The sequence below is a fragment of the Streptomyces sp. NPDC051738 genome, from assembly GCF_044453205.1.
Classification (GTDB): Bacteria; Actinomycetota; Actinomycetes; order Streptomycetales; family Streptomycetaceae; genus Streptomyces.
Genome location: NZ_JBITCM010000004.1, coordinates 105,305 through 129,706 on the forward strand (window position 1 = coordinate 105,305; position 24,402 = coordinate 129,706).

Consider the following 24,402-nt stretch of genomic DNA (forward strand, 5'->3'; position numbering starts at 1 on the left):
TGGTTACTCTCCTTCAACCCGCATGATGCTGGCGACACCCCGCACGGTGTCGAGCTTGCGCAACGCCTCGACGGTCCCGACGAGGGCCGCGTCGGACGCACGGTGGGTGACGACGACGAGGGAGGCCTCGCCGCCTCCGTCTTGTCGTCCTTGCTGGCGCACCGTATCGATCGACACTCCGTGCTCCGCGAACACGGTCGCCACCTGGGCGAGAACACCCGGTTTGTCGGCGACGTCGAGGCTGATGTGGTAGCGCGTGACGACCTCGCCCATGGGCGAGACGGGCAGGGCGGCGTACGCCGACTCGCCGGGCCCCGTTGCCCCGCTGAGCCGGTTGCGGCAGACGGCGACGAGGTCGCCGAGTACGGCGGACGCGGTCGGGGAACCGCCCGCGCCGGGGCCGTAGAACATGAGCTGACCGGAAGCGTCGGACTCGACGAACACGGCGTTGTACGCGCCGCGCACGGAGGCGAGCGGGTGGGTCAGCGGGATCATCGCGGGGTGCACGCGCGCGGTGACGGACGCCCCGTCCTGCGCCCGCTCACAGATGGCGAGCAGCTTGATGGTGCAGCCCATCTCCCTGGCGGAGGCGAAGTCGGCCGAGGTCACCTCGGTCATGCCCTCGCGATAGACGTCGTCGAGACGCACGCGCGTGTGGAAGGCGATACCGGCGAGGATGGCGGCCTTGGCGGCGGCGTCGAACCCTTCGACGTCGGCGGTCGGGTCGGCTTCCGCGTACCCCAGGGCGGTGGCCTCGTCGAGGGCCTCCTGATACCCGGCGCCGGTCGAGTCCATCTTGTCGAGGATGAAGTTCGTCGTTCCGTTGACGATGCCGAGCACCCGGTTGACCTTGTCGCCGGCGAGGGACTCGCGCAGCGGGCGGATCAGCGGGATGGCGCCGGCGACGGCGGCCTCGTAGTAGAGGTCCTTGCTGTTCGCCTCGGCCACCGCGTGGAGGGCGGCCCCGTCCTGGGCGAGGAGCGCCTTGTTCGCGGACACGACGGACGCGCCGTGCTCGAAGGCGGTGGTGATGAGGGTGCGGGCGGGCTCGATCCCCCCGATGACCTCCACCACGACGTCGATGTCGCCGCGCTTGACGAGGGCGGTGGCGTCGGTGGTGATGAGCGCGGGGTCGATCCCCTCACGAACCTTGGAGGGCCGCCGTACGGCCACACCCGCGAGCTCGACAGGGGCCCCGATCCGGGCGGCCAGGTCGTCGGCGTGCGTCGTCATGATGCGCGCCACCTCTGAGCCGACCACTCCACAGCCCAGCAGCGCCACCTTCAGCGGACGCGTACGCATCATCCGACCTCGTTTCCTCATACCGTCTACGGTTGCACCAGTCTCACTCACCGGACGGGAGTTTCTGCCCTTCGTCCGGATCGTGAGACGTCTATTTCATTTGTACAGGGGTGGAAGACAGGAGATCTTCCACCCCCGTATTTCCGGTTCGATCCGGTTGACCGGGTGGGTCACCCGACGTCGAGACGCAGGAGGTCCTCCTCGGTCTCCCGGCGGACGATCACCCGGGACTCGCCGTCGTGCACGGCGACGACCGGCGGCCGGAGCACGTGGTTGTAGTTGCTGGCCATGGACCGGCAGTAGGCACCCGTGGCCGGTACGGCGATGAGGTCACCCGGTGCCAGGTCGGCCGGCAGGAACGCGTCCTTGACCACGATGTCCCCGCTCTCGCAGTGCTTGCCGACGACACGGGCGAGCATCGGCGCGGCTTCGCTCGTCCGGGACACGAGGGCGACGCTGTACTCGGCGTCGTACAACGCCGTGCGGATGTTGTCGGACATCCCGCCGTCGACGGAGACGTACGTCCGCAGCCCGTCGAGGGGCTTGACGGTGCCGACCTCGTAGAGCGTGAAGGCGGTCGGCCCGACGATGGCACGGCCCGGCTCGACGGAGATCCGCGGCGTCCGCAGCTTGGCGGCCTCACACTCACGGGTGACGATCTCGGTGAGCGCCTTGGCGATCTCGTGGGGTTCGCGGGGGTCGTCGTCGCTGGTGTAGGCGATGCCGAGGCCACCCCCGAGATCGATCTCGGGGAGCTCGACCCCGTGCTCGTCCCGAATGTCCTTGAGCAGCCCGACCACCCGATGCGCGGCGACCTCGAAGCCGGACATGTCGAAGATCTGCGACCCGATGTGCGAGTGGATCCCGATGAGTTCGAGCCCGTCGAGCTGGAGCGCGCGACGGACGGCTTCCGCAGCCTGGCCGCCTGCCAGGGGGATGCCGAACTTCTGGTCCTCGTGGGCGGTGGCGATGAACTCGTGCGTGTGCGCTTCCACGCCGACGGTGATACGGATCTGGACACGCTGCCGCTTGCCGAGGGACTGCGCGATGTGGGCGACGCGCACGATCTCCTGGAAGGAGTCGAGAACGATCCGTCCGACGCCGTTCTCGATGGCCCTGGTGATCTCTTCCGTGGACTTGTTGTTGCCGTGGAAGGCGATGCGGTCGGCGGGCATACCGGCGGACAGGGCGGTGGCCAGCTCGCCGCCGGAGCAGACGTCGAGGTTGAGCCCCTCCTCGTGCAGCCAGCGCACGATGGCGCGGGAGAGGAACGCCTTGCCGGCGTAGAAGACGTCGGCGTCGGCCCCGAAGGCGCCGCGCCAGGCGCGGGCCCGGGCGCGGAAGTCGGCCTCGTCGACGATGTAGGCGGGGGTGCCGTGCTGTTCGGCGAGGGTCTTCACGTCGACACCGCCGACGGTGACCGTGCCTTCGGCGTTACGGCCGACGGTCTGGGCCCACACCTTGGGGTCGAGGTCGTTGAGGTCGGCGGGCGGGGCGGAGTAGTGCCCCTCGGGGAGGACGTCGGCGTGACGGGGCCCGGCGGGGTGTGCGGAACGGCTCATCGGTCTTCTCTTCGGCTCTCTCAGAGGTGTTCGGGTGCGTCGATGCCGAGCAGGGACAGGCCACCGGCCAGCACCGTCCCGGCGGCTTCGGCAAGAGCGAGCCGGGCACGGTGGGCGGCCGAGGGTTTCTCCGCGCCTCGGGGGAGAACGGCGGGCAGCAGCGGGAGGACGGCATCGGCGACGGTGACGAGGTGCCGGGCGAGACGGTCGGGGGCGCGGTGCGCTGCGGATTGCGCCAGGACTCGGGGGTGGTCGGCGAGGAGGGAGAGGAGGGGGGTCGGGTGCGCGAGGTGTATGTGGTGCGCGTGGGGGGTGCCGTTGTCCGGCTCGGGTTCGGCGGGCGAGGACTCGACGGACCTTCGCTCCACGGATCCAGGTTCGACGGACCCGAGCTCAACCGGCCCGGCTTCGGCGGTGAAGCCCAGGTCGGCTGCGTTGCGGTGGAGGGCCCGGGTGCGGGCGTGGGCGTAGCGGACCCGGAAGAGCGGGTTGGTCTCGCGCTGGACGAGGTGGTCGTCGGTGATGCGGGGCCGGTCGTGGGCGGCCGGGTGGAGGAGGGCCCATCGGGCGGCGTCACGGCCGAGCGGGAGGGGGTCGGCGGAGGCCGGCACCGGTCGTACCGGGACGTGGAGCCGGGCGGGCAGCTGCTGCGTGCGGTGCGCGTCGACTCGTACGTCCAGGATGTCGGTCCACCGCGACGGGAGCTCCGCCTCGCACCGGGTACGGACGGAGGCCCCCTGGGACCGCAGGATCCGCGCGACGGCGTCCATCACGACCACGGCCCGCACTTCTCGCGGACAGGACAGTTGCACGGGGTCCGAGGAGGGGTCCTGGGCGGAACCATGGGCGTACCCATGGCCGTCTCCCTGCACGCGCTCCTGGACGTATTCCTGGGTGTACCCGTACCGGGTGCCGCGTCGGAGGATCTCCTCGACGAGGGCGGTGGGTGCGGTGTCACGCAGGCTGATGTTGATGAACCCCGGCCCGGTGACGACGACGTCGCGTACGCCGTCGCTGTCGGCGAGCCGCGCCCTGAGGATCTCGGCGACGCGCAGGGGCGGCTGTCCGGCCGGGCGGGCGAGCTGGAGGGCGATGTTGGTGGCGTAGTCGCCACAGCCACCGGGCCCGGGAGCGGTGACGACGGCACGCTCGGGCACGGCGACGTGCAGCACCCCGTCGTCGACAGCACGACGCACCGCGCACAGCACGGTATGGGAGAGCTCGACGGGGGTCACGGGACAAGCGTATGGGAGGAGGGGGGTGGGTATGCGAATGGGTTTGGCGAGGTCCCGGGATGTGGACGGCGGGGGGGGGCTCGGCCGGGGGCGGTTGCGGCAGGGGCGGGGTTGGGTGGGCTGGGGGGCATGGTTGATGGCGGGGGTGTGGGTCCGGAGGCGGTGCCGGGGTGCGGTGCCGGCGGGGCGTGTCAGGGGGATTGCGGCCGGGGGCGCTGATGGGCTGCGGACGTGGGAACGACCCTGGGGTTGGCTCAGGCGTGCCACGTGGGCATCGACTTGGTTAAGCCATCGGGGTGTCGACCCAGGTGTGACATCTGGGGTGTGACCCGGGTGCGCCACCCGGGTGGACCGGGTGTGCCACCGAGGTGGACCCGCTGTGCCACCGGCGTGTCAGCCTCCGGTGCGTCCGGCGGCCTCCTCGGCCCCGAAGACACTCCCGAGGACGGCCTCGCCGACACCCCGGCGGTCGCCGCGCCCGCCACCGCCCCGGCTGCCCAGCTCGCCGCTCCCCTCGGCGACCCGACTCCGCTCGATCAACCGCCGTACGAGACTGATGAGTTCAGCGGGCGCGAAGGGCTTGGCAAGGAAGGCGTCGACACCGACGTCGAGGCCGCTGTCGACCTCATGCTGGTTGCAGGCGCTGATGATGGCGAGGGGAAGGTCGCGGGTACGAGGGTCGGAGCGGAGCCGAGCGGCAGTCCGAAGCCCGTCCAGGCGGGGCATGACCACATCCAGGGTGATCACATCGGGCCGCACCTGATGAACGACTTCCAGACACTCGGCACCATCGGCCGCGGTCACGACCTCAAGCCCCTCCAGCTCGAGATTGACCCTGATCAGCTGCCGGATGACCTTGTTGTCGTCCACAACAAGCACCCGGCCCGACGCGCCTGGCACAACTCGAGAGTAGGTCGGGACCGGCCACCGCGTCCGGGTTTTCCCGACTTCCACCCCCTGCGGGCGAGGCACCCCAGGTAGCGCCGGGTGCCACCACCCGAAAACCGTTCATGAACACCCCCCTGAAGCTGGTAGGGTTCTACCCGTCGCCGCCAAGCAAGGGCGCCCGACACGCCCCCGTAGCTCAGGGGATAGAGCAACGGCCTCCGGAGCCGTGTGCGCAGGTTCGAATCCTGCCGGGGGCACTTCGCCTCAACCAGCACGATGATGCGGTTGATCAGCGCAGATGCCGAGCATGAAGAGCGGGAACCAGTTTCACTGGGTCCCGCTCTTTGTCGTTGTTGAGCACTGGTCGCGATAGACCTGCGATAGAACCCCCCGCGTCGCCCCCTACGCCCGGTAGACAGCCCAGGTCTTGGGTGTCTCCGAGACCTTCACGGCGCTGAGTTCAGGCAGGTCGTCGCACCAGGTGTCGTAGATCCACTTGGCGAGGTTCTCTGCCGTCGGGGGGATACTCCCCCCCCATCGCTTCATTGAGGTGCCGGTGATCGAGCGTCGCGTCGACCCATTTCTTGAAGCCGTCCAGGTCGCGGTAGTCGCGGACGAAGCCGGGCGGGGCGAGGGCGTGGTCCTCCGCCGAGAGTTCGAGGACGACCACGTAGTTGTGGCCGTGCAGGCGCGCGCACGGGTGCCAGGAGGGCAGCGTGTCGAGCACGTGGCTCGCGGAGAAGTGGAACTCCTTGCTGATGGTGAACATGCTGGCTCCCGTCTACTCCGCCCCCGGCTGGGACCCGCGCGAGTCTCGCACTGTAATCGGTCAGCCCTCCCCGGCCTCTCCCTCGACGGCGCCGCTGTCATGGAGCAGGGATCGGTTCAGGGGCACGTCGGTCAGGAACCGCGCCCGCAGGACCGGGTCATCGATGCTGTCCGCCTTGCGCACCACTTCGGCACGGGCTCTGCCCAGCAGGTTGCGGACCTCGCTCCCGCTGTCCTCGGCCCGCAGAGCCCGGGCGGCGTGATACAGAACCTCTTCCGTACGCAGGGCGGGCATGTCCCCGTGTTCGGCGAGCAGGGCGAGCGCCTGGCGGCCGTCGCGGGCGGCCCCATCCATCTCGCCGTCCTGCAGATGGATCCGGCTGCGCAGCACATACCCGGCGATCTCGCTGCGCACCATGCCACTGTCGCGGGTGTCGACGAGGGTGTCCTCGCACAGCCGCCGAGCCAGGCTCCTGTCGTGGCCGGTCGCGAGGAGGACCTCCACGTACAGGTTGCGCACGATCGGCACCAGGTTGACCAGCCAGGTGCGCTGGGTCTCCAGCCAGGCGTTCCGCGCGTGCTCGACCGCTTCGTCGTGGCGAGCAGGATCACGGGTGAGCAGCGTGGCGAGGAGGGCGTTGTTGTACGCGTGCCAGCCACTGTCGCCACCGCGCTCCTCCTCGAAATCCAGGGCCTCACGCAGCACCGTGCCCGCTTCCTCCCACGAGCCGGTGGACAGGTGGAGCTGGGAGAGATAGTTCAGCGCTATGGGCAGCTCGGCGCGGAGGGGCTCACCTCTCAGCCGCTCGGTGCAGCGCAGCAGTCTCTGCCGGGCTTCGCCGAGCCGGCCCGCGTCGAAGAGGTTGACCCCGATCTGCATCTCGTTGAGATTGCGGGCGTGCTGCAGCACAGGGTTCCCCGCCTCGCCGAGGCGCGGGTCCGAGGCATACAGCCGCTCGGCGTCCAGCAGCACCCGCAGACCTGCGTGCAGATCGCGTTTGGGCAGCTGGCGTCCGTATTCGACCATCGCCACGAAGAGCGCCTGACGGCCTGCCTCGCCACACTCCCGGGCGCGTTCGACCGCCTCTTCGAGCTTGGCGAGGGAGGGTTGGACGCCGTGGACGGCCAGCAGGGTCTTGCCGCGCAGCAGGGTGGTGCGGGCGATGAGCAGTTGGTCCCCGAGGCGGTGCGCCGCCTGCTCCGCCTCGGCTGCCAAGGCGTCGATTCCCATGCTCTCCTGCTCGCCCTCGCCTCCCTTCCAGCGCACCTCGGTGATGCTGAGCAACAGCTCGATCGCCTCCACCAGACGGCGATCGCGCTCCGGACGGCCGGCGGGCATCAGCCGGGCGGACTCGATCGCCGTCCGGCAGTGCTGTTCGGCCTGGGCGAAGGAGAGATCCTCCACCGCCACGGAACGGGCCAGGCCGTAGTGGGCGGCGGCTGTCTGTGCGGCATACGCGGGCCCGGCCTGCAGGAAGTGATCGGCGATCAGCGTGCGCAACTCGAGCGGAGCGGCGCCGACGTCGACTCCTGGCAGGCGTGGCAGTGCCTCGGCGATGTCCGCATGCCGTTGCCGGCGGGCGCCGTCCGACTGTTCGCCGCGGATCCCCCTTTGCAGGACCCGGTGCTCGAAGTCGTACCAGTCGATGCCCAGACCCGCTGCCCAGTCGGGGACCTCGTCCCGGTGCCGGCAGCGGATCAGGCCGTGTTCGCGCTCTATGCGGTGCAGCAGGTCCTGGACTTGGATCCGCGGCGAGCCGGACGCCTCGGCGAGTGTGTGGGAGAAGAAGAACTCGCCCATCGTGGCGCCGGTGACCAGGAGTTCGCGCGCGGCCGGGTCCAGCTGCCGGAAACGGTCCAGTACGGCCGCGGGAAGGCTCCCCGGCAGCGGCACCCGGACGCCGTCTTCGGGTCGCCACAGCCTCAGGCACTGCTCGACGAAGATCGGATGGCCGCCCGTCGCCCCGGTCAACCGGACGGCGAAGTCCTCGGGGGCGGGGTGACTCTGAAGCCTGGCATCGACCAGTTCCCTGACAGCCCAGGCAGGCAGCGGCGGCAGCGCGTGGCGGGACACGAGTTCCGCGTGATCCCTCTGCCAGGCGTCCAGCAGCTGCTCCACCGCCCTGCCGTTGCCCTCGGCTGCGGCATACAGGCCGAGCCCGAGAACAAGACCGAGCGGTTCACCCTCGATCCTGGGCAGCAACAGGTGCAGGAACTCCAAGGTCGACACATCGCACAGCTGTATGTCGTCCAGCATCAGAAGCAGGGGCCGGCCTGCGCGCGCCTGCTGCAGCAGGACGTCGATCAGCTGCCGGGTCACCGTGCTTTCCACGGGCAGGAGGCTGTCACCCGGGATGGACCCGGTGGCCACCGTGGCCTCGGCGAACACCCGCCCGGCCGCGACCACCGCACCGAGCCCCGGCACCGCGGCGGACAGCAGGTCGGGGGCGGCCGCCAGCGCGCCGCGGGCCGCCGTGCGCCTGAAACCGGCCAGCCGTCTGCGGCCCTGCGCGGGACGGTCCAGTGCGTGCAGAGCGTCCAGGACGGCACCGTACGGCCGCCGCGAACCGATGCCGGGCGCGGCCCGCACGAGCGCCACCCGGCAGGACTGCTCCGGGGAACCGGGGGAGGTGCCCAGGCGGCGGGCGAACTCGCTCAGCAGGGACGACTTACCCATCCCCGAGTCGCCCTCGACGACCAGCACACTCGAGCGCCCGTCCGCCAGAGCACTCGCCGCGCTCTCGAGCCTGGCCAGGCTCTCCTCCCGGTCGACGAACACCGTCACCCCACGCCCCCGTTCATCGCACCAGCCCGGCTGTGCCTCGCCATCAACTGCCTGCACCCTACGGTCCGTTGTTCAGCGTGCCAGGTGAGTGATCCACAACTGACCGAAACCATACGCCCCACCGGGCACCCGGTGTCCCATATCTCCGCATCGCTGCACCCCTCCTGTGGAACCCTCAATGCCCCCGAACAACCTCCGCAGGCGCCGACCGCAGCGCCTGCCGCGTCGGGAGTTCGATGGTCACGAACGCCGTCGCGGTGACCGTCAGGGCGAGGGCGGGGAGTAGCCAGGGCGGGCCCGCCGGCCAGGGGTGGCCGAGGAAGGCCTGGCCCAGGAGGGTCAGGGGAATCGCGGACAGGAGGAGGGCCGTGGTGAGCGCGGTGGTGGCCGTGACGGCGGCCTCGCGGCGCATCATCGCTCGGATCTGACGTGGAGTCGTGCCGTTGAGGCGGAGGGCCGCCATTTCGGTCCGGCGCTGGGCGGTCGCGGCGACGAGCTTGTTGGCGATGCTCAGCAGCAGGTAGCCGAGGAGGACCACGATGGTCGCCAGGTTGATCCACACCTCGGGCGGGGCGTCAGCCAGCAGACTGCCGGCGGAACGTGGGCTCGCGGCGTCGAGGGTCAGGCCGGGGGCGGACGCGGTGAGGTCGGTGAGGGCCTGACGGGCTGTCGCCGTGCCGTCGGTGCGGATCAGGATGCTCTGGTCGAGCCCCGTCGTGGTGTGGCCGGCGGCCAGGTCCTGGGAGAGGGCCACTGTGCCGAAGCCGAGGCCTCGGGCGTAGAGGGCCACCACCTCGGCGTCGACCTTCGCGCCGTCGCCGAGGACCAGCCTCACCCGATGACCCACCGATGCGGAGCGCGAACGGGCGACGTCGCTGCTGACGGCGACCGTGGCTCCGGTGAGGCGGTCGAGGCTGCCGTCCCGTACGTCGAGGTCGAGGACGTCCGCCGCGTCCCGGGTGAGGATCATCGCCGGGCCGGACTCGGTCTCCGGTTCGCCGAACATCTCGAACGGCCATACGACCGTCGTCGTACCGAGTGGGGCCGCCGCTCTCACGCCTGGTGTGTTCCGCACGGCGGTGAGGGTGCCGTCGGGCAGGCCGCCCAGGGCCGGTGCGCTCAGCCGGTGCTGGGCGAGGGTGCCGGTGCGGGTGTCGGCGTCGGTGGCGGCGAGCACCGTGGTCTGGGTGAGGGTGTAGGTCAGGACGAACACCACCGCCATGGCCAGGGTGCTGACGATCCCGGCGTTGCGTTGGGCGTAGGCGCGGATGTTGGACATCGCCAGCCAGGTGGGGGCTGAGGTGCCGGTGCGGGTGCGCCGGGTCGCGGCCGTGCCGATGGCCCGGACGAGCGCGGGGCCGGCCAGGGCCAGGCCGATCGCGCCGAGGATGCCCGCGAGGGAGGTGGCGGTGGCGCCGAGGACGGTGCGGGAGAAGAGGGGTACGGCTGACATGGTCGTCGCTGCGACGATCAGCAGCAGTCCCGCGCGCGTGCGGATCTTCGACTGGGTGCGGGGTTCGCTGCGTGACTCGGCCACCGCCTCCGTGGCCGGCATCCGGGAGGTGCGCCAGGCCGCGCACCGGGCCGAGAGCTGGACGGCCAGGGTGGTGAGGACCACCGTCGTGGCGGCCGGCAACGGGCTGATGCTCAGGGGGAGTTCCGGTGGGATGACCCCGCGGTCCGCCGGCATCGCTCGGAACTGACCGGCCAGGAGGTAGCCCAGCCCCACGCCGGGCACCAGCGCGGCGCCCGCGATGACGGTGGCCTGCGCTGCCGCAAGTCGCCTGATCTGTCGGGGAGTTGCGCCTACGGCCCGCATCAGCGCCAGGTCGCGGCGCTGCCCGGCGATCGACACGGCCAGCGCGCTCGCCATGACGAACCCGGTGATCAGCAGGATGATCCCGGCGAGGGAGCCGGAGAGGAGGATCAGGAGGGAGCGGGACGCGCCCGCTCCGGGTGACACGAGGTCTCCGCGGGCTGCTCCGGTGACCGTTTCCAGACCAGTGCCCCGCAGTTTCGTGCGGACCTCTGCGGCGACCCGCCCCTCGGCGCCGGGCGCGGCGCGCAGGCCGATCAGGTCGACGGTTCCCGCGCGCGGTCCGCCGTCGCCGCTTCCGCGACCTGACAGTCGTACGGCCGTCGTGTCGGCGAAGAGGATCCCTGCGTCCGGTGCGTCGACCACCGCCGAGACGCGGTAGCCGGTGGCGGGGCGGGCGTGGGCGACGACCTGGACTCGGTCGCCCACCTCGATCCCCGCCGCGGCGGCGGTGGCGCTGTCCACGGCGACCTCGCCGGAACCGGTCGGCTCACGGCCGTCGACGCGCGGGCCGGCCAGCAGCTTCGTCGAGGACCAACCGTGTCCCGCGGTCCGGGGATCCCCGGCCGCCACGACCCGGCCGTGGGCGTCGACGAGGGCGGCGGGGAAGCCGATGTCCCCGACCGTCGCCTCGACCCCCGGCAGCCCGGACAGTTCGGCGACCAGCCCGGCCGGGACCGTACGGCGCTCCGGGAGCGCGATCGGCAGGTCCTGAGGTGGGTGGAACTCCTGGTCGGCCGCGACGACGACGTCCGCGCCTGCGAGACGGCCGGCGGGCAGGTGGGAGCGCAGGCCGGACTCGGCCAGGACGCCCGTGCCGGTGATCAGGGCGGCGCCGCCCAGCACCGCGCAGGCCACGGCGATCAGGGCGGTGACGCGGTGGCCGGCCATGCATATCGCGAGACGGAGCATGGCTCAGATCTCTCCCAACGCGACGAGACGGCGGGCGAGTTCGGGAGCGGTCGGCTTGTCGAGGGCCTCGACGACCCGGCCGTCGGCCATCACCAGCGCCCGGTGCGCGCGGGCCGCGGCGGCCGGGTCGTGGGTGACCATCACCACGGTCTGGTTCAGCGCGTCGACGAGATCCCGCAGCAGGCCAGGACCTCGTGGGCGCTGCGCAGGTCCAGTGCGCCGGTCGGTTCGTCGGCGAACACGACGGCCGGTCTGGCCACCAACGCCCGTACGACGGCGGCCCGTTGCTGCTGACCGCCGGAGAGTTCGGCGGGCCGGTGGTGCAGCCGGTCGGACAGCCCTACCCGCTCCACCAGCGTCCGCAGCCAGTCGGGGTCCGGAGCGCGTCCCGCCAGGCGCAGCGGCAGCAGGATGTTGTCCGCGATGCTGAGCGACGGGATCATGTTGTACGCCTGGAAGACGAAACCGATGCGCTCCCGGCGCAGTTCGGTACGGCGGGTCTCGTTCAGTCCGCCGATCTCCCGGCCGTCGAGTTCCTGGACGCTCTGCGGCGGGTGGCGGACGGGGGCACCGCCATCGACCCCGAGGTCGTAGCGCAGCTGTTCACCCGCTCCCGCCAGGACCAACGCCTGGAACGCCTCAGCCCTCGCGAGCGCGACGTACTGGCCCTGATGGCCGAGGGGTTGGGCAATTCGGCCATCGCCGGGCGACTCGTCGTCACCGAGGGCGCGGTCCACAAGCACATCCGCAGCATCTTCGCCAAGCTCGACCTCTCCCCCACGGACCAGGTGGACCGACGGGTCGCCGCGGTCCTGCGCTATCTGGAGGACGTGCGCCGTCTGGCGTGAGAGCCGAAACTCCGTCAGCCGCCCCGGAGCCTCGCCCCGACGATTCCCTCCCTGGCGACGACAAAGGGGCGGTGCCGGGGTCCCCTCCCGGCACCGCCCAGGCCGTGCGCCGCTCAGGCACGGCCGTCCTTGGGGCCCTCAGGCCGCGCCCACGCGCTCCTTCTCCTGCTCCGCCGCCTCGTCCCGCGCGGGCTTCGCGGTGCGCCCGCGGCCCGGCAGTACCGCGAGGACGATCGCCGTGCCGGCGGCCATGATGATGCCGCCGATGAGGCTGGTCTGGGCGACGCTGTGGGCGAAGGCCTCGTGCACCGCGTCGATGAGGGCCTGGGCCTGCTGGGCGCCCCCGGCGGGGTTCTTCGCGACCTCCTCGGCGACCGCGAGGCCGCCGCCGACCGAGTCCTTCGCCGTCTCCAGCGCGGTGTGCGGGAGGTTGGCGCCGACGAGGTCGGTCAGCTTGTCCTTGTAGGAGGTGCCCAGCAGGGAGCCGAGGATCGCGATGCCCAGGGCGCCGCCGAGCTCCAGCGCGGTGTCGTTGGCGCCGCCGCCGACGCCCAGTTCGGACTCGGGGAAGGAGCCCATGATGGTGTCGGTGGCCGGCGACACGCTCAGGCCGATCGCGAAGCCCAGCATCATCAGGGGTGCCAGGAAGTCGGTGTACGTCGAGCCCGACTCGATCCGCGTGAGCAGGAGGACGCCCGCCGTGCCGACCACCATGCCGGTGACGACCATGGCCTTGACGCCCAGCTTCGGGGTGAGCCGTCCGGTGGCAGCGGCGCCGACGAACACGGCTCCGGCCAGCGGCAGCAGTCGTACGCCCGTCTCCAGCGCGCCGTAGCCGAGGACGAACTGCAGGTACTGGGTGGCGTAGTAGAGCGCGCCGAAGGTGCCGAAGAAGAAGAACAGCACCGCCAGCATCGAGCCGCTGAACGGCCGCTGGGCGAACTTGCGCACGTCCAGCATGGGGTGCGGGTGGCGCAGCTCCCAGGCGACGAAGGCCAGCAGGCCCACGCCCGCGACCACGGCCGCGGCGACCGGGCCGACGCCCCAGCCGAAGTGCGGGCCCTCGATGGTCGCGTAGACCAGCGAGCCGACGGAGACGATCGAGAGCAGACCGCCGACGTAGTCGATCCGGCCCATTCCCTCGGCCTTCGACGGCGGGACCAGGGCCAGCGCGCCGATCACGGCGAGGACGGCGATCGGGACGTTGATCAGGAAGGTCGAGCCCCAGGCGTGATCCTCGAGGAGCCAGCCGGCGACCAGCGGACCCACCGCGATGGCGAGGCCGGAGGTGGCCGTCCAGGCCGTGATGGCCTTGGCGCGCTCAGCCTTCGGGAAGATCGCGACCAGCAGGGAGAGCGTGGCCGGCATGACCACCGCGGCGCCCACGCCCATGACCGCGCGGGCCGCTATGACCAGTCCGGTCTCGTCGACCAGGCTGCCCGTCACCGCGCCGGCCGCGAAGATCACGAGGCCCGTGATCAGGGCGCCCCGGCGGCTGTACTTGTCGCCGATCGAGCCAAGCACCAGCATCAGCGCGGCGTACGGGACGGTGTAGCCGTCGATGACCCACTGCAGATCGCTGCTGCTCAGGCCCAGGTCCTTGGTCATGTCCGGCGCGGCCACGATCAGCGACGTGTTCGCCATGACGACGATCAGCAGGCTCAGGCACAGCACCAGCAGCGCCCACCAGCGCCGCGCGTACGGCGCGGTCATCTTCTCGACGGGGGTGGTGGCTAGGAAGGGCATCGGAGGCTCCCTGGGGGCGATTAATTGCACATCCATGAGCAGAATAGTTTGTTGCTCATGGATGTGCAAATAGGGAGGCGGGGAGGGGCGGGAAGGGGGGAGGCCGCACAGCACGACGGAGCCCCCGACCGTCCGTGGTCGGGGGCTCCGTGTTGCTGGTTGTCACTCACACAGCCGTGTGCTGACAGTTGTCACTCACACAGCCGTGACGCCTCTTTCGGCGACGACCGCCTCGACCACCGCGCACGCCTCCTGCTCCGGCACCCCGGCCGCGATGAGCGTGGCGACGGCCACCCGGGATCCGTCGTCCTCCAGCGTTCCGGCGTTGACCTCTTCGAGCAGGGCGATGGTCATCGACTCAAGGCCCGCGGCGAGTACGGCGGGCGGGAGGTGGGTGTGGAAGAGGCCGTCCCGCTGGCCTCGCTCCAGGATGGCGGCGGCAGCGCTGCGGGCCGGTTCGAGGATCTTGGAGACGCGTTCCGCGCCCAGGTCGTGCCGGGCCAGTGCGATGAGCATCCGGAAGCTGTCGCCCACGGGCCAGATCGCCAGCACGAAGTGCGCGAGGGCGTGGTCGGCCGGCCCCGACGGCCTCGCTCCCTCCGCGATCGCGCCCCTGAGGCTCTCGCCGGCTTCCTCGGCCAGCGCCTCCACCAGCGCCGCCCGGCCGGGGAAGTGGCCGAAGAGGGTGCGTCGTACGACACCGGCGGCCTTGGCCAGCTCCTCCAGGGTGATCTCCGGGTTGCGCCCCAGTTCCCGGCGGGCCGTGGCCAGGATGCGGGCCCTGTTGGAGCGGGAGTTGCGTCGCTGCGGCTCGCGGGCGACCGGCTTGGACACGGAGGACACGGAAGGAACCTCGATGGCTCGATGGATCGGGAGGGCGTACGGCGGGACGGACCTCGACGGTCCGTCTTTCCATTCTGGCATGCGGGTCCGGACGCGGTCCGGCCGCCGCCGGGGGCTGACGCGCGGCAGGATTCGCGTCGGCTCGGCGGCAGGATTCGACCGGCTCAGTCGTCCGGGACGCCGGTGCCGCTCAGGGCCGGGACGGTCCGCTCCGGATGGGCGAGGGAGCGGGCGCCGAGCCGGAACTGGGCGAGTTTGTCGATGATGGTCTGGCCGACGGACTGGTGGCCCCAGATGCTGATGCCCTGGTGGGTACTGGGCTCCCAGGTGGTCTCGTCGATGACGAGGGGGTTCCAGCCGACCTCCCACTCGAAACCCGAGGGGGTGCGGGCGTAGTAGGAGAGTTCCTTGTCGTTGGTGTGCTGTCCGACGGACAGGGCCATCTCGAAGCCGAGTTCGTGCACGCGCTGGTAGCTCCGGGCCACGTCGTCGAGGGTGGCCGCCTGGATGTTGAGGTGCTGGACGCGGGTGCGGATCGGGTCGATGGGCAGTCCGCGTACGGCGGCGATCGCGATGGAGTGGTGGCGTTCGTTGACCCGCAGGAAGCGGATCTTGAGCTTGATGCCGCTGATCGTCTCGTCGATGTAGTCGGTGAGGCGGGCGTCGAAGACCGTGTCGTAGTAGCCGCGCAGGAGGGTCGGCTTGGCGGAGGTGATGGCCACGTGGCCCAGGCCCGAGTCGCCGGTGACCCACCCGGAGGCCAGCATCCGCAGGGGCTCGGACGAGGTGAGAGGCGTCGTGTAGATCTCCTGCGTGATGCCCTTGGGGCCGGGGAAGCGCAGGAGGCGTTCGACGCCGCGCAGGGCCGCCTCCTCGTCGGAGCCCCGCACGACGGGGACGCCGTGGGCGCGTACGCGGGCCTCGATCCGCTCGAAGGAGGCGTGGTCGTCGATGTGCCAGCCGGTCGCCACGACGTCCTCGGCCCGGCCGCGTTGGATCAGGAAACGGCACGCGTGGTCGTCGAGCCGGAAGCGCATCAGGTCGCGGGAGATGGCGTCGTGGTGCATGCCGATGGCGTCGGTGCCGAACCGACGCCAGTCGGCGAGGCGGTTGGACTCGATGACGATGTAGCCGAGGTGGACCGCGCCGAAGACGGAGGCCGTGGCTTGGCGGGTCATCGGCGGCCCGCCAGGAAGTCGGCGCACAGGCTGTTGAACAGCTCGGCGCGCTCCCACTGCACCCAGTGCCCGGTGTTGGCGACCTCGTACAGATCGCAGTTGGGCATGCGCCCGGCCAGCATCCGGCCGCCGGACGGCCGGTTGACCCGGTCCGCCGCGCCCCACAGCACCAGCGTGGGAACCGGCAGCCGGGACAGCCGCTTGTCGCGGGTGAAGTCCATCTTCCACAGGGTGCGCAGGGCGTTCGGGCCGGACGGGCGCCGCAGCGGCGGGGCCGCGACCACCTCGGGGTCGATACTCGCCTCGTAGCGCGCGTCGATCACGGAGTCGGGCACCTCGGCGGCGTTGAAGACGAGGTGGTTGCGGATGAACTTCTCCAGCTTCAGGCGTGAGGGCCCGTCCCCGCCGTAGTAGTTGAGCAGGCTGTTGAGGCCCGGCGTGGGCAGGGCGCGGGTGGTGCCGACGCCGCCGGGGCCCATGAGGACCATGCGGTCGGCCCGGTCGGGGGTGTCCAGGGCCAGGCGCAGGGCGCAGGCGCCGCCGTAGGAGTTGCCGACCAGGTGGGCCTTGTCCAGGTCGAGTCGGTCCATGAGGCCGCGGATGCCGTCGGCCAGGTGGCCGAAGGGGTCGGCGCCGTCGACGCCCTTGGTGCTGCGGCCGTACCCGGGCAGGTCGGGGACGATGACCCGGTACTCCTTGGCCAACTCCCCTATGTTGCGGGCGTAGTTGGAGACGCCGGAGGCGCCGGGGCCGCCGCCGTGCAGGAGGAGGACGGGCGGGCCGTCTCCGGTCTCGGCGACGAAGACCTTCTTGCCGGCGATGTCGAGCAGGCGCTCCCGCATCGACGGCGGCTCGGTGTGTGTGGTCATGGTGTCCCTCACGGTGCGGTCGTGGCGGTCGGGTGCGGCGCCGGAGCGAATCCGGCTGGGGGCGGCGGGAGTTGGGCACCGCCCGCGGGGGCGGCGGCGTAGACGTAGGCGTCGGGGCGCAGGGCGACGGTGGCCGCCTTGTGCCGGGCCAGCCAGGGCAGCAGGACGCCGTCGCTGTCGACGACCGTGCCCTCGGCGGGGCGGGATCCGGCGGGCGTGACGGCGAGCGAGGGGACGCCGAGGCGGTCCCAGGCGGGCTGGGGCACGGGCAGCCCGCCGTGCAGGAGCAGCCAGCGGCCGGCGAGGAGGTCGTCCAGCCGCACCCGCTCCCCGTCGGGGCCGGTCACCCAGGGCTGCGGGATCTGGTGCCCGCAGGCCTTGGTGCGGGGGCGGGCCTGGAAGCCGTCGGCGTAGTGGGCGACGGGTATCCAGTTGGAGTCCTGCAGCCAGGCGCTGAAGCCCGCCACCCGGTTCAGCACCGGCATCACGCCGTCGCGGACCCGGGTGACCGCGCGCCGCCGCTCGGTGATGATCCGCCCGACGAACACCGCCCGCCGGGTGACCTCCTTGACGTGCGGCTTGCGCTCGGCCTCGTAGCTGTCCAGCAGCGTCTCGGGCAGCTCGCCGCGCAGCACGGCGGCCAGCTTCCAGCACAGGTTCGCCACGTCGCGCACGCCGGCGGCCATGCCCTGGCCGATCCACGGCGGCATCGCGTGGGCGGCGTCGCCGGCCAGGAAGACCCGGCCGACCCGGAAGCGGGCGGCGAAGCGGACGTGGTGGCTGTAGACCGTGGCGCGCAGGATCCTGATCTGGTCCGGACCGATCCCGTACTTGGCGACCATCGAGTGGACGGCGTCATCGGTGGTCAGATACGTCTCGTCGTCGCCCGGCAGGATCGGGAACTCCCAGCGGTGGTGCCCGAGCGGGGTCGGGCAGTCCACGGCCGGCCGGGCCGGGTCGCAGCGGAAGCGCAGCCGGTCGTGGTCCGGCCAGGGCTTCAGCATCTCGGTGTCGACGACCACCCAGCGGTCCTCGTACGTCCGCCCCTCGTACCCCACGTTCAACTGCGCGCGGGTGAGGCTGGAGCCGCCGTCGGCCGCGATGACGTAGGACGCCCGGAGCCGGTGCACGGAGTCGTCGGCACCGACCACGGTCAGTTCGACGCCGTCGGCATCCGGGCGCAGTCGCAGGCACTCGTGCCGCAGCAGCACCCGCACGTTCGGGTAGCGGCCGACGCCGTCGCGCAGGACCTGCTCAAGGGCGGGCTGGTAGATGAACATCTGCGGCGGATGGCCGTGGCCGCGGGGCGTCGGACGGGCGCTGAGAAAGGTCCGGCCGTGCGCGTCGACGAAGTCCAGCGGGCGCTCGGCCAGCATGTCGCGCTTCAGCCGGTCGGCGAGCCCCATACGCTGCCAGATCCGTACGACCTCCTCGTCCGTGGAGATCGCGCGGGCCCGGGAGAAGACCTCGGCGTCGCGCTCGATCACCACGACCCTCAGACCCAGCTCGCCCAGCAGATTCGCGGCGGTCACCCCGGTCGGCCCGTATCCGATCACCGCCACGTCATAGGCGCCGCCTACAGCTTCACCCTCGTCGCCCTCTTTGTCCTCGGCATCGACTTCACTCACCAGGCCACCTCACTGTCGTCCCGTCGTCGCCCCGCCGGCCTGCGGCGCTTGCTGCAGTCGGCTCGTACCGCAGTCGGCTCGCGCCCCGGTCCGGATCTTGACCGTGTCTTGCTGTAGCGCTTACTCCAATTGGAGTGGCCGCTACGGTAAGCTGGGTCCCGGAGACGGTCAAGTGCCGGCACGACAGGAAGGGCGGAGCCATGACCAGGCCGCAGACGACGCGCAAGAAGCGCGCGAACGGGGTGGAGTCGCGGCAGCGCATCCTCGACGCCACCGTGGAGATCGCGGGCGAACGCGGCTACGAGGGGACGTCCATCGCGGCCGTCAGCGCCAAGTGCGGGCTGCCCGCCAGCTCGATCTACTGGCACTTCAAGGACAAGGACGACCTGATCGCCGCGGTCATCGAGCGCAGCTTCGAGACCTGGCTGGCGGCCGTCGAGCTACCGGGCGACGAGACCGGCACGCCCCTGGAGCGGGCCACCGCCATGGCGGCGAACGTCGCGAAGTCCCTGGTCGACGCGCCGGACTTCCTGCGCCTCGGCCTGATGCTCGCGCTGGAGCGAAGGCCCACCGAGCCCCGGGGGCGCACGGTGTTCCTCCAGGTCCGGGACGTCGCCACCCAGAAGATCACCGAGATGATCGAGATCCTGTTCCCCGACCTGGACGAGGCATCCGTACGCACCCTCACCACTTACGCGGTCGCGGGCGCCGACGGCCTCTTCGTGCACCGGGAGATCCACGGGGACGCCGTCGACCTGATGGCGATGTTCGAGCTGCACGCGCGACTGGTCTACGACGCGGGCACCCGTATGGCGGCGAGGAGCGAGGAGCGACCTTGACCGCGCCGGGGATCGCGCGGCGCCTCGCGGACGGTACGACCGCCGTAGGCCACAAGGGCCTGTCCGGCGGATCAGGCCGGCCCCGAGAAACAGTTCCTTGCGGCGGACCGAGCGGGGCCATGGGGGTGCCCCCGCGCGAGGTCGTTCGAGCGTGGGGGAGTCGGCAACCTACGACAACGCGGCTGGGGTCCCCCCTCTGGGGGAGCGCGTGCCAGGCCCCGCGACGCCGACATGATCCGCCGGACAGGCCCTCCGCGCCGAACCTCACCGAGAGTCCGGACCGAACCTCACCAGGGTCCCGAGGGGCCCGACCCGCTCACCCCGCCCCACCCAGGAGCCGCCCCCATGACCACCACCCCGAGTCGCATCGACGTCCACCAGCACCTGATCCCCTCCTTCTACCGGGACCTCCTCGCCAAGGCGGGCATCGCCGAGGCCGGCGGGCGTGAACTGCCGGACTGGAGCCCCGAGTCGGCCCTGGAGGTGATGGATCTGCTGGGCACCACCACGGCGATCCTCTCCATGTCCACCCCGGGCACCGGGTTCCTCACGGATCCGGGCGAGGCCGCCCAACTGGCCCGCCGGCTCAACGACTTCTCCGCCGGCCTCGCCGCCGAACACCCGGGCCGCTTCGGGTACTTCGCCACGCTGCCCCTGCCCGACATCACCGCCTCGGCCGCCGAGGCCGAGCGCGCACTGGTCGAACTGGGCGCCGACGGGGTCACGTTGCTGGCCAACAACCAAGGCGTCTACCTGGGCGCGGACGGCCAGGACCCCCTGTGGCGGACCCTGAACAAGCACGGAGCCGTCGTCCTCGTCCACCCGGCCGACCTCCCGGCGCCGCCCGTCGAGAACATCCCGCCGTTCGCGGCCGACTTCCTCCTCGACACCACCCGGGCCGCCTACCTGCTCGTCCGCAACGGCATCGTGCGCAGGTACCCGGACATCCGGTTCATCCTCGGTCACGCGGGCGGCTTCGTCCCGTACGCCTCCCACCGCATGGCCGTCACCATCGCCGGCGACACCGGACGCAGCCCCCTGGACGTCCTGGACGACCTCCGCTCCTTCTACTTCGACACGGCCCTGTCCTCCAGCCCGGCCGCCCTGCCCACTCTGCTGGCCTTCGCCCGCCCCGGGCACGTCCTGTTCGGCAGCGACTGGCCCTTCGCGCCCACCATCGCCGGGCAGTACTTCGCCAACGGGCTCGACAGCGGCGTCGACCCCGGCACGCTCCAGGCCGTCAACCGCACCAACGCCGAGGCGCTCTTTCCCCGCCTGGGCAGGATCCCCGTACCGGAACCCCGGCCCAGCCTGCGGCAGTCCGCCCGGCGCACCGCCGCCCGCCTCCTCTTCAGGCTCGTCCAGCCCGGAACCGGATGAGAGACCCGAACCGGTAGAGGGACCCGAACCAGTTGAGGGGCCCGAACCGGTTGAGGGGCCCGCACAAAGGCACCCGCCCTACGCCGCCCGACCGCCCCGACAACCCGCCTCAGGAACCCGCCCGCAGCACCCTCGACAACCCCAGGGCCGCCGTCCGCACCGCGGGCGCGAGCTGGGCCGGGCTGAAGCGTGCGCGGGGGACGGCCACCGAGAGGGCGGCGACCGTGGTGCCGCCCGCGAACACGGGGGCCGCGATGCAGGCCACGCCCCGCGCGGCCTCCTGCTCCTCGTAGGCGAGGCCGGAGACCTGGATCTTCTCCAGGGCCATGCTCAGCCGCGCCGGGTCGGTGATCGAGTACGGGGTGAGGCTCGGCAGTGGGCGGGACAGCAGTTCCTCGGTCAGCTCGGGGCCGGAGAAGGCGAGCAGGGCCTTGCCCACGCCGGTGCAGCTCAGCGGCAGGCTGCCGCCGATGCGGGAGGGCAGTTGCAGGGCCTCGTGACCGTGGATGCGTTCGAGGTAGACCACCTCCATGCCCTCGCGGACACCGAGGTGGACGGTCTCGCGGGTCGCCTCGAACAGGTCCTGGAGGAACGGCAGGGCCGTCTCGCGCAGATCGAGCCGGTGCGGCACGAGCGAGCCGAGCTCGAAGAGCTTCGCGCCGAGCCGGTAACGGGGGCCCGAGCGCTCCAGCCAGCCCAGCCGCATCAGGTCCGCCGCCAGCCGGTGGACCGTCGGCTTGGGCAGGCCCGTGCGCTCCGAAAGTTCCGAGAGGCGGAACGATCCACCGCTCGGACGGAAGGACTCCAGGATGATCGCGGCCTTGTCCAGCATGCTGCCGCCCACATTGTTCCGTTCCACGGAACAAACTTTGGCCCAACGCAGGCTCGGCGTCTATACCGGAAGTCACAGGGCGGCGCATCGCAAGCTCCCGCTCCCCCGCTACGCCCCTACTGCCCTACTCCCCTGGAGGCACCCGTGTCGACCGTGCTCGACAGCGCCGACCGTCCGGACGGCACCCCACCGGCCGTGGTCAAGGCCGCCGACGTACTGGCGGAGGCGACCCGCACCGGCGTCACCTGCCCGCCCGTGCGTGACGTGCTCGACGGCGGCGGCGACCTGGAGACCGCGTACGCCGTGCAGCAGCTGAACGTCCGGCGCGCACTGGACGCCGGGCGCCGGATCGTCGGCCGCAAGATCGGGCTGACCTCGTCGGCCGTGCAGCGCCAACTCGGCGTGGACCAGCCCGACTTCGGCGCCCTGTTCGCCGACATGGCGGTGCCGGACGGCGGCGAGGTGCCCGCCGGGCGGCTGCTCCAGCCCAAGGTGGAGGCCGAGGTGGCGCTCGTACTGGGCCGCGATCTGCCGGACCGGGAGTGCACGGTCGTGGACGTACTCCGTGCCGTCGACTTCGCGCTGCCCGCCCTGGAGATCGTCGACAGTCGCATCGCCGGCTGGGACATCTCCCTGGTCGACACCGTCGCCGACAACGCCTCCTGCGGTCTGTACGTCCTGGGCGGCACCCCCGTACCGCTCACCCGGGTCGACCTGCGCGCGGCCACCATGGCGATGACCCGCAACGGCGCGATCGCCTCCGAGGGCACCGGCGCCGCCTGCCTCGGCAGCCCCCTCAACGCGGCGGTCTGGCTCGCCTCGGCCCTCGCGGAGCGCGGCGACCCGTTGCGCGCCGGCGACCTGGTGCTGACCGGCGCCCTGGGCCCGATGGCGCCCGCCGCGCCGGGCGACGTGTTCGAGGCCCACATCTCGGAGCTCGGCTCGGTGCGGGTCGGCTTCGCCCGGGAAGCCGGAACCGCCCAGGAACAGGAAGGGGAGCAGCGGTGAGCACCAAGGTCGCCATCATCGGTTCCGGCAACATCGGCACCGACCTCATGATCAAGGTCCTGCGCCTGTCGGAGAGCCTGGAGATCGCCGCCCTGGCCGGCATCGACCCGGACTCCGACGGCCTGGCCCGCGCCCGCCGCCTCAAGGTCGCCACGACCCACGAGGGCGTCGAGGGCCTGGTGAAGCTGGACGAGTTCGCCGACGTCGAGTTCGTCTTCGACGCCACCTCGGCCGGCGCCCACCGCCACCACGACGAGGTGCTGCGCCCCCTGGGCCGTACCCTCGTCGACCTCACCCCGGCCGCCGTCGGCCCGTACGTCGTCCCGCCGGTCAACGGCGCCGCCCATCTCGACGCCCCGAACGTCAACATGGTCACCTGCGGCGGCCAGGCCACGATCCCGATCGTCGCCGCGGTGGGCGCCGTCACCCCGGTCCACTACGGCGAGATCGTCGCCTCCATCGCGTCCCGCTCCGCCGGGCCCGGCACCCGGGCGAACATCGACGAGTTCACCGAGACCACCTCCTCGGCCATCGAGAAGGTCGGCGGCGCCGCCCGCGGGAAGGCGATCATCGTCCTCAACCCGGCCGAACCCCCGCTGATCATGCGGGACACCGTGCACTGCCTGGTCTCCGAGTGCGACGAGGCGGCCGTCACCGCGTCGGTCGAGGAGATGGTGGGCCGCGTCCAGGCGTACGTGCCCGGCTACCGGCTCAAGCAGAAGGTCCAGTTCGACCGGGTGACGGCGGACGACCCCCTGCGCACCCTCGCCCCGGACGCGTCCGACCCCCTGAAGGTGTCCGTCTTCCTGGAGGTCGAGGGCGCCGCCCACTACCTCCCCGCCTACGCCGGAAACCTCGACATCATGACCTCGGCCGCGCTGCGCACCGCGGAACGCATGGCCGCCCACCGTGGCAAGGAGGCCGCCAAGTGACAAGGCTCTACGTCCAGGACGTCACCCTGAGGGACGGCATGCACGCCATCCGGCACCGCTACACCGTCGACCAGGCCCGCACGATCGCCGCCGCCCTGGACACGGCGGGCGTGGCCGCCATCGAGATCGCGCACGGCGACGGCCTGGCGGGCTCCAGCATCAACTACGGCGTCGGCGCCCACACCGACTGGGAGTGGATCGAGGCCGTGGTGGACGCCACCACGCACGCCGTCCCCACCACCCTGCTGCTGCCCGGCATCGGCACCCTGCACGACCTCCGGCAGGCCCACACCCTCGGCATCCGCAGCGTCCGGGTCGCCACGCACTGCACCGAGGCCGACATCTCCGCCCAGCACATCGCCGCCGCCCGCGACCTGGGCATGGACGTCGCCGGGTTCCTGATGATGTCCCACATGGCCGAACCGGCCGAGCTGGCCCGCCAGGCCAAGCTGATGGAGTCCTACGGCGCCCACTGCGTCTACGTCACCGACTCCGGCGGCCGCCTCACCATGGACGGCGTCCGCGACCGCTTCCGCGCCTACCGCGATGTCCTCGACCCGGCCACGGAGCTGGGCATCCACGCCCACCACAACCTCGCCCTCGGCGTCGCCAACAGCGTCGTCGCCGTCGAGAACGGCGCGGTAAGGGTCGACGCCTCCCTCGCCGGCCAGGGCGCGGGCGCGGGCAACTGTCCCCTGGAGGCCTTCGTCGCGGTCGCCGACCTCATGGGCTGGGAGCACGCCTGCGACCTGTTCCCGCTGATGGACGCCGCCGACGATCTCGTACGACCGCTGCAGGACCGCGAGGTACGGGTGGACCGCGAGACCCTCAGCCTCGGCTACGCGGGCGTGTACTCCAGCTTCCTGCGCCACGCCGAGACGGCCGCAGCCCGCTACGGACTCGACACCCGCAGCATCCTGGTCGAGGTCGGCCGGCGGGGCATGGTCGGCGGCCAGGAGGACATGATCACCGACATCGCGCTGGACCTGGCCGGCCGCGCGGGGAGCGCTGTCTGATCGAACGCGGCGGGG

General features: G+C 71.6%; 17 protein-coding genes, 1 tRNA gene and 3 pseudogenes. 7 read left to right on the forward strand and 14 right to left on the reverse strand.

From position 1 onward, the window contains the following. Positions 1-3 precede the first annotated feature (3 nt). The 4 genes from ACIA8X_RS11105 to ACIA8X_RS11120 form a co-directional block, all read right to left on the reverse strand. Entirely contained in the window at positions 4-1,302 is a 1,299-nt protein-coding gene (locus ACIA8X_RS11105) for a homoserine dehydrogenase (protein ID WP_393449013.1), read from the reverse strand. A gap of 170 nt (positions 1,303-1,472) precedes the next feature. Continuing rightward, positions 1,473-2,864, reverse strand: coding sequence for a diaminopimelate decarboxylase (gene lysA / locus ACIA8X_RS11110; RefSeq protein WP_399458221.1), 1,392 nt, complete (start codon positions 2,862-2,864; stop codon positions 1,473-1,475). Between the two features lie 20 nt (positions 2,865-2,884). Then, on the reverse strand, positions 2,885-4,099 hold the full coding sequence (nrtL, locus tag ACIA8X_RS11115; RefSeq protein ID WP_399458222.1) for an ArgS-related anticodon-binding protein NrtL: 1,215 nt from the start codon (positions 4,097-4,099) through the stop codon (positions 2,885-2,887). Positions 4,100-4,492: 393 nt separating this feature from the next. Next, the gene (locus ACIA8X_RS11120) at positions 4,493-4,999 is read right to left on the reverse strand and encodes a response regulator (protein WP_399458223.1); all 507 of its coding nucleotides are present in this window, start codon (positions 4,997-4,999) and stop codon (positions 4,493-4,495) included. 173 nt (positions 5,000-5,172) lie between these two features. Here ACIA8X_RS11120 and ACIA8X_RS11125 point away from each other — a divergent pair. Further along, positions 5,173-5,244: transfer RNA gene (locus ACIA8X_RS11125), tRNA-Arg, on the forward strand. Between the two features lie 145 nt (positions 5,245-5,389). On the opposite strand, the pseudogene ACIA8X_RS11130 reads toward ACIA8X_RS11125, so the two are convergent. The 4 genes and pseudogenes from ACIA8X_RS11130 to ACIA8X_RS11145 all read right to left on the reverse strand — a co-directional run. After that, positions 5,390-5,756: pseudogene (locus ACIA8X_RS11130) on the reverse strand (6-pyruvoyl trahydropterin synthase family protein). Positions 5,757-5,816: 60 nt separating this feature from the next. Further along, on the reverse strand, positions 5,817-8,540 hold the full coding sequence (locus tag ACIA8X_RS11135) for an AAA family ATPase (protein ID WP_393448814.1): 2,724 nt from the start codon (positions 8,538-8,540) through the stop codon (positions 5,817-5,819). A gap of 175 nt (positions 8,541-8,715) precedes the next feature. Continuing rightward, on the reverse strand, positions 8,716-11,268 hold the full coding sequence (locus tag ACIA8X_RS11140; RefSeq protein ID WP_393448811.1) for an FtsX-like permease family protein: 2,553 nt from the start codon (positions 11,266-11,268) through the stop codon (positions 8,716-8,718). A gap of 3 nt (positions 11,269-11,271) precedes the next feature. Next, positions 11,272-11,801 (reverse strand): annotated as a pseudogene (locus tag ACIA8X_RS11145) (ABC transporter ATP-binding protein); the annotation flags it as partial. Between ACIA8X_RS11145 and ACIA8X_RS11150 the strand changes: the two are divergent. Continuing rightward, positions 11,799-12,116, forward strand: a pseudogene (locus ACIA8X_RS11150) (response regulator transcription factor); the annotation flags it as partial. The pseudogenes ACIA8X_RS11145 and ACIA8X_RS11150 sit on opposite strands and share 3 nt — an antisense overlap. Positions 12,117-12,254: 138 nt before the next feature. Here the strand turns inward: ACIA8X_RS11150 and ACIA8X_RS11155 are convergent. The 5 genes from ACIA8X_RS11155 to ACIA8X_RS11175 form a co-directional block, all read right to left on the reverse strand. After that, entirely contained in the window at positions 12,255-13,862 is a 1,608-nt protein-coding gene (locus ACIA8X_RS11155; RefSeq protein ID WP_393448808.1) for an MFS transporter, read from the reverse strand. Positions 13,863-14,057: 195 nt separating this feature from the next. Beyond that, on the reverse strand, positions 14,058-14,696 hold the full coding sequence (locus tag ACIA8X_RS11160; protein WP_393449010.1) for a TetR/AcrR family transcriptional regulator: 639 nt from the start codon (positions 14,694-14,696) through the stop codon (positions 14,058-14,060). Between the two features lie 173 nt (positions 14,697-14,869). Continuing rightward, positions 14,870-15,883, reverse strand: coding sequence for a VOC family protein (locus ACIA8X_RS11165; protein ID WP_393448805.1), 1,014 nt, complete (start codon positions 15,881-15,883; stop codon positions 14,870-14,872). Next, the gene (locus ACIA8X_RS11170) at positions 15,880-16,752 is read right to left on the reverse strand and encodes an alpha/beta fold hydrolase (RefSeq protein ID WP_393448802.1); all 873 of its coding nucleotides are present in this window, start codon (positions 16,750-16,752) and stop codon (positions 15,880-15,882) included. The genes ACIA8X_RS11165 and ACIA8X_RS11170 overlap by 4 nt, the downstream gene beginning before the upstream one ends. 8 nt (positions 16,753-16,760) lie before the next feature. Next, positions 16,761-18,380, reverse strand: coding sequence for a bifunctional 3-(3-hydroxy-phenyl)propionate/3-hydroxycinnamic acid hydroxylase (locus ACIA8X_RS11175; RefSeq protein WP_393448799.1), 1,620 nt, complete (start codon positions 18,378-18,380; stop codon positions 16,761-16,763). Between the two features lie 200 nt (positions 18,381-18,580). On the opposite strand from ACIA8X_RS11175, the gene ACIA8X_RS11180 reads away from it, so the two are divergent. Then, positions 18,581-19,219: a TetR/AcrR family transcriptional regulator gene (locus ACIA8X_RS11180; RefSeq protein ID WP_393448796.1), complete on the forward strand. Its 639-nt coding sequence runs from the start codon at positions 18,581-18,583 to the stop codon at positions 19,217-19,219. Positions 19,220-19,564: 345 nt separating this feature from the next. Next, entirely contained in the window at positions 19,565-20,599 is a 1,035-nt protein-coding gene (locus tag ACIA8X_RS11185) for an amidohydrolase family protein (RefSeq protein WP_393448793.1), read from the forward strand. Between the two features lie 109 nt (positions 20,600-20,708). Here the strand turns inward: ACIA8X_RS11185 and ACIA8X_RS11190 are convergent, their stop codons facing one another. Continuing rightward, positions 20,709-21,431, reverse strand: coding sequence for an IclR family transcriptional regulator (locus tag ACIA8X_RS11190; RefSeq protein WP_393449007.1), 723 nt, complete (start codon positions 21,429-21,431; stop codon positions 20,709-20,711). A 144-nt stretch (positions 21,432-21,575) separates the two neighbouring features. Here ACIA8X_RS11190 and ACIA8X_RS11195 point away from each other — a divergent pair, with 144 nt between their 5' ends. Genes ACIA8X_RS11195 through dmpG form a run of 3 tightly spaced genes read left to right on the forward strand, consistent with a single transcriptional unit; the run spans position 21,576 to position 24,387 of the window. Continuing rightward, on the forward strand, positions 21,576-22,439 hold the full coding sequence (locus ACIA8X_RS11195; protein ID WP_393448790.1) for a 2-keto-4-pentenoate hydratase: 864 nt from the start codon (positions 21,576-21,578) through the stop codon (positions 22,437-22,439). After that, complete coding sequence (locus tag ACIA8X_RS11200; protein WP_393448787.1) at positions 22,436-23,371, forward strand: acetaldehyde dehydrogenase (acetylating); 936 nt, start codon at positions 22,436-22,438, stop codon at positions 23,369-23,371. The genes ACIA8X_RS11195 and ACIA8X_RS11200 overlap by 4 nt, the downstream gene beginning before the upstream one ends. Next, positions 23,368-24,387 carry a 4-hydroxy-2-oxovalerate aldolase gene (gene dmpG, locus ACIA8X_RS11205; protein ID WP_393448784.1) on the forward strand — a complete coding sequence of 340 codons (1,020 nt, stop codon included), beginning with the start codon at positions 23,368-23,370 and terminating at the stop codon, positions 24,385-24,387. The genes ACIA8X_RS11200 and dmpG overlap by 4 nt, the downstream gene beginning before the upstream one ends. Positions 24,388-24,402: the final 15 nt, after the last annotated feature.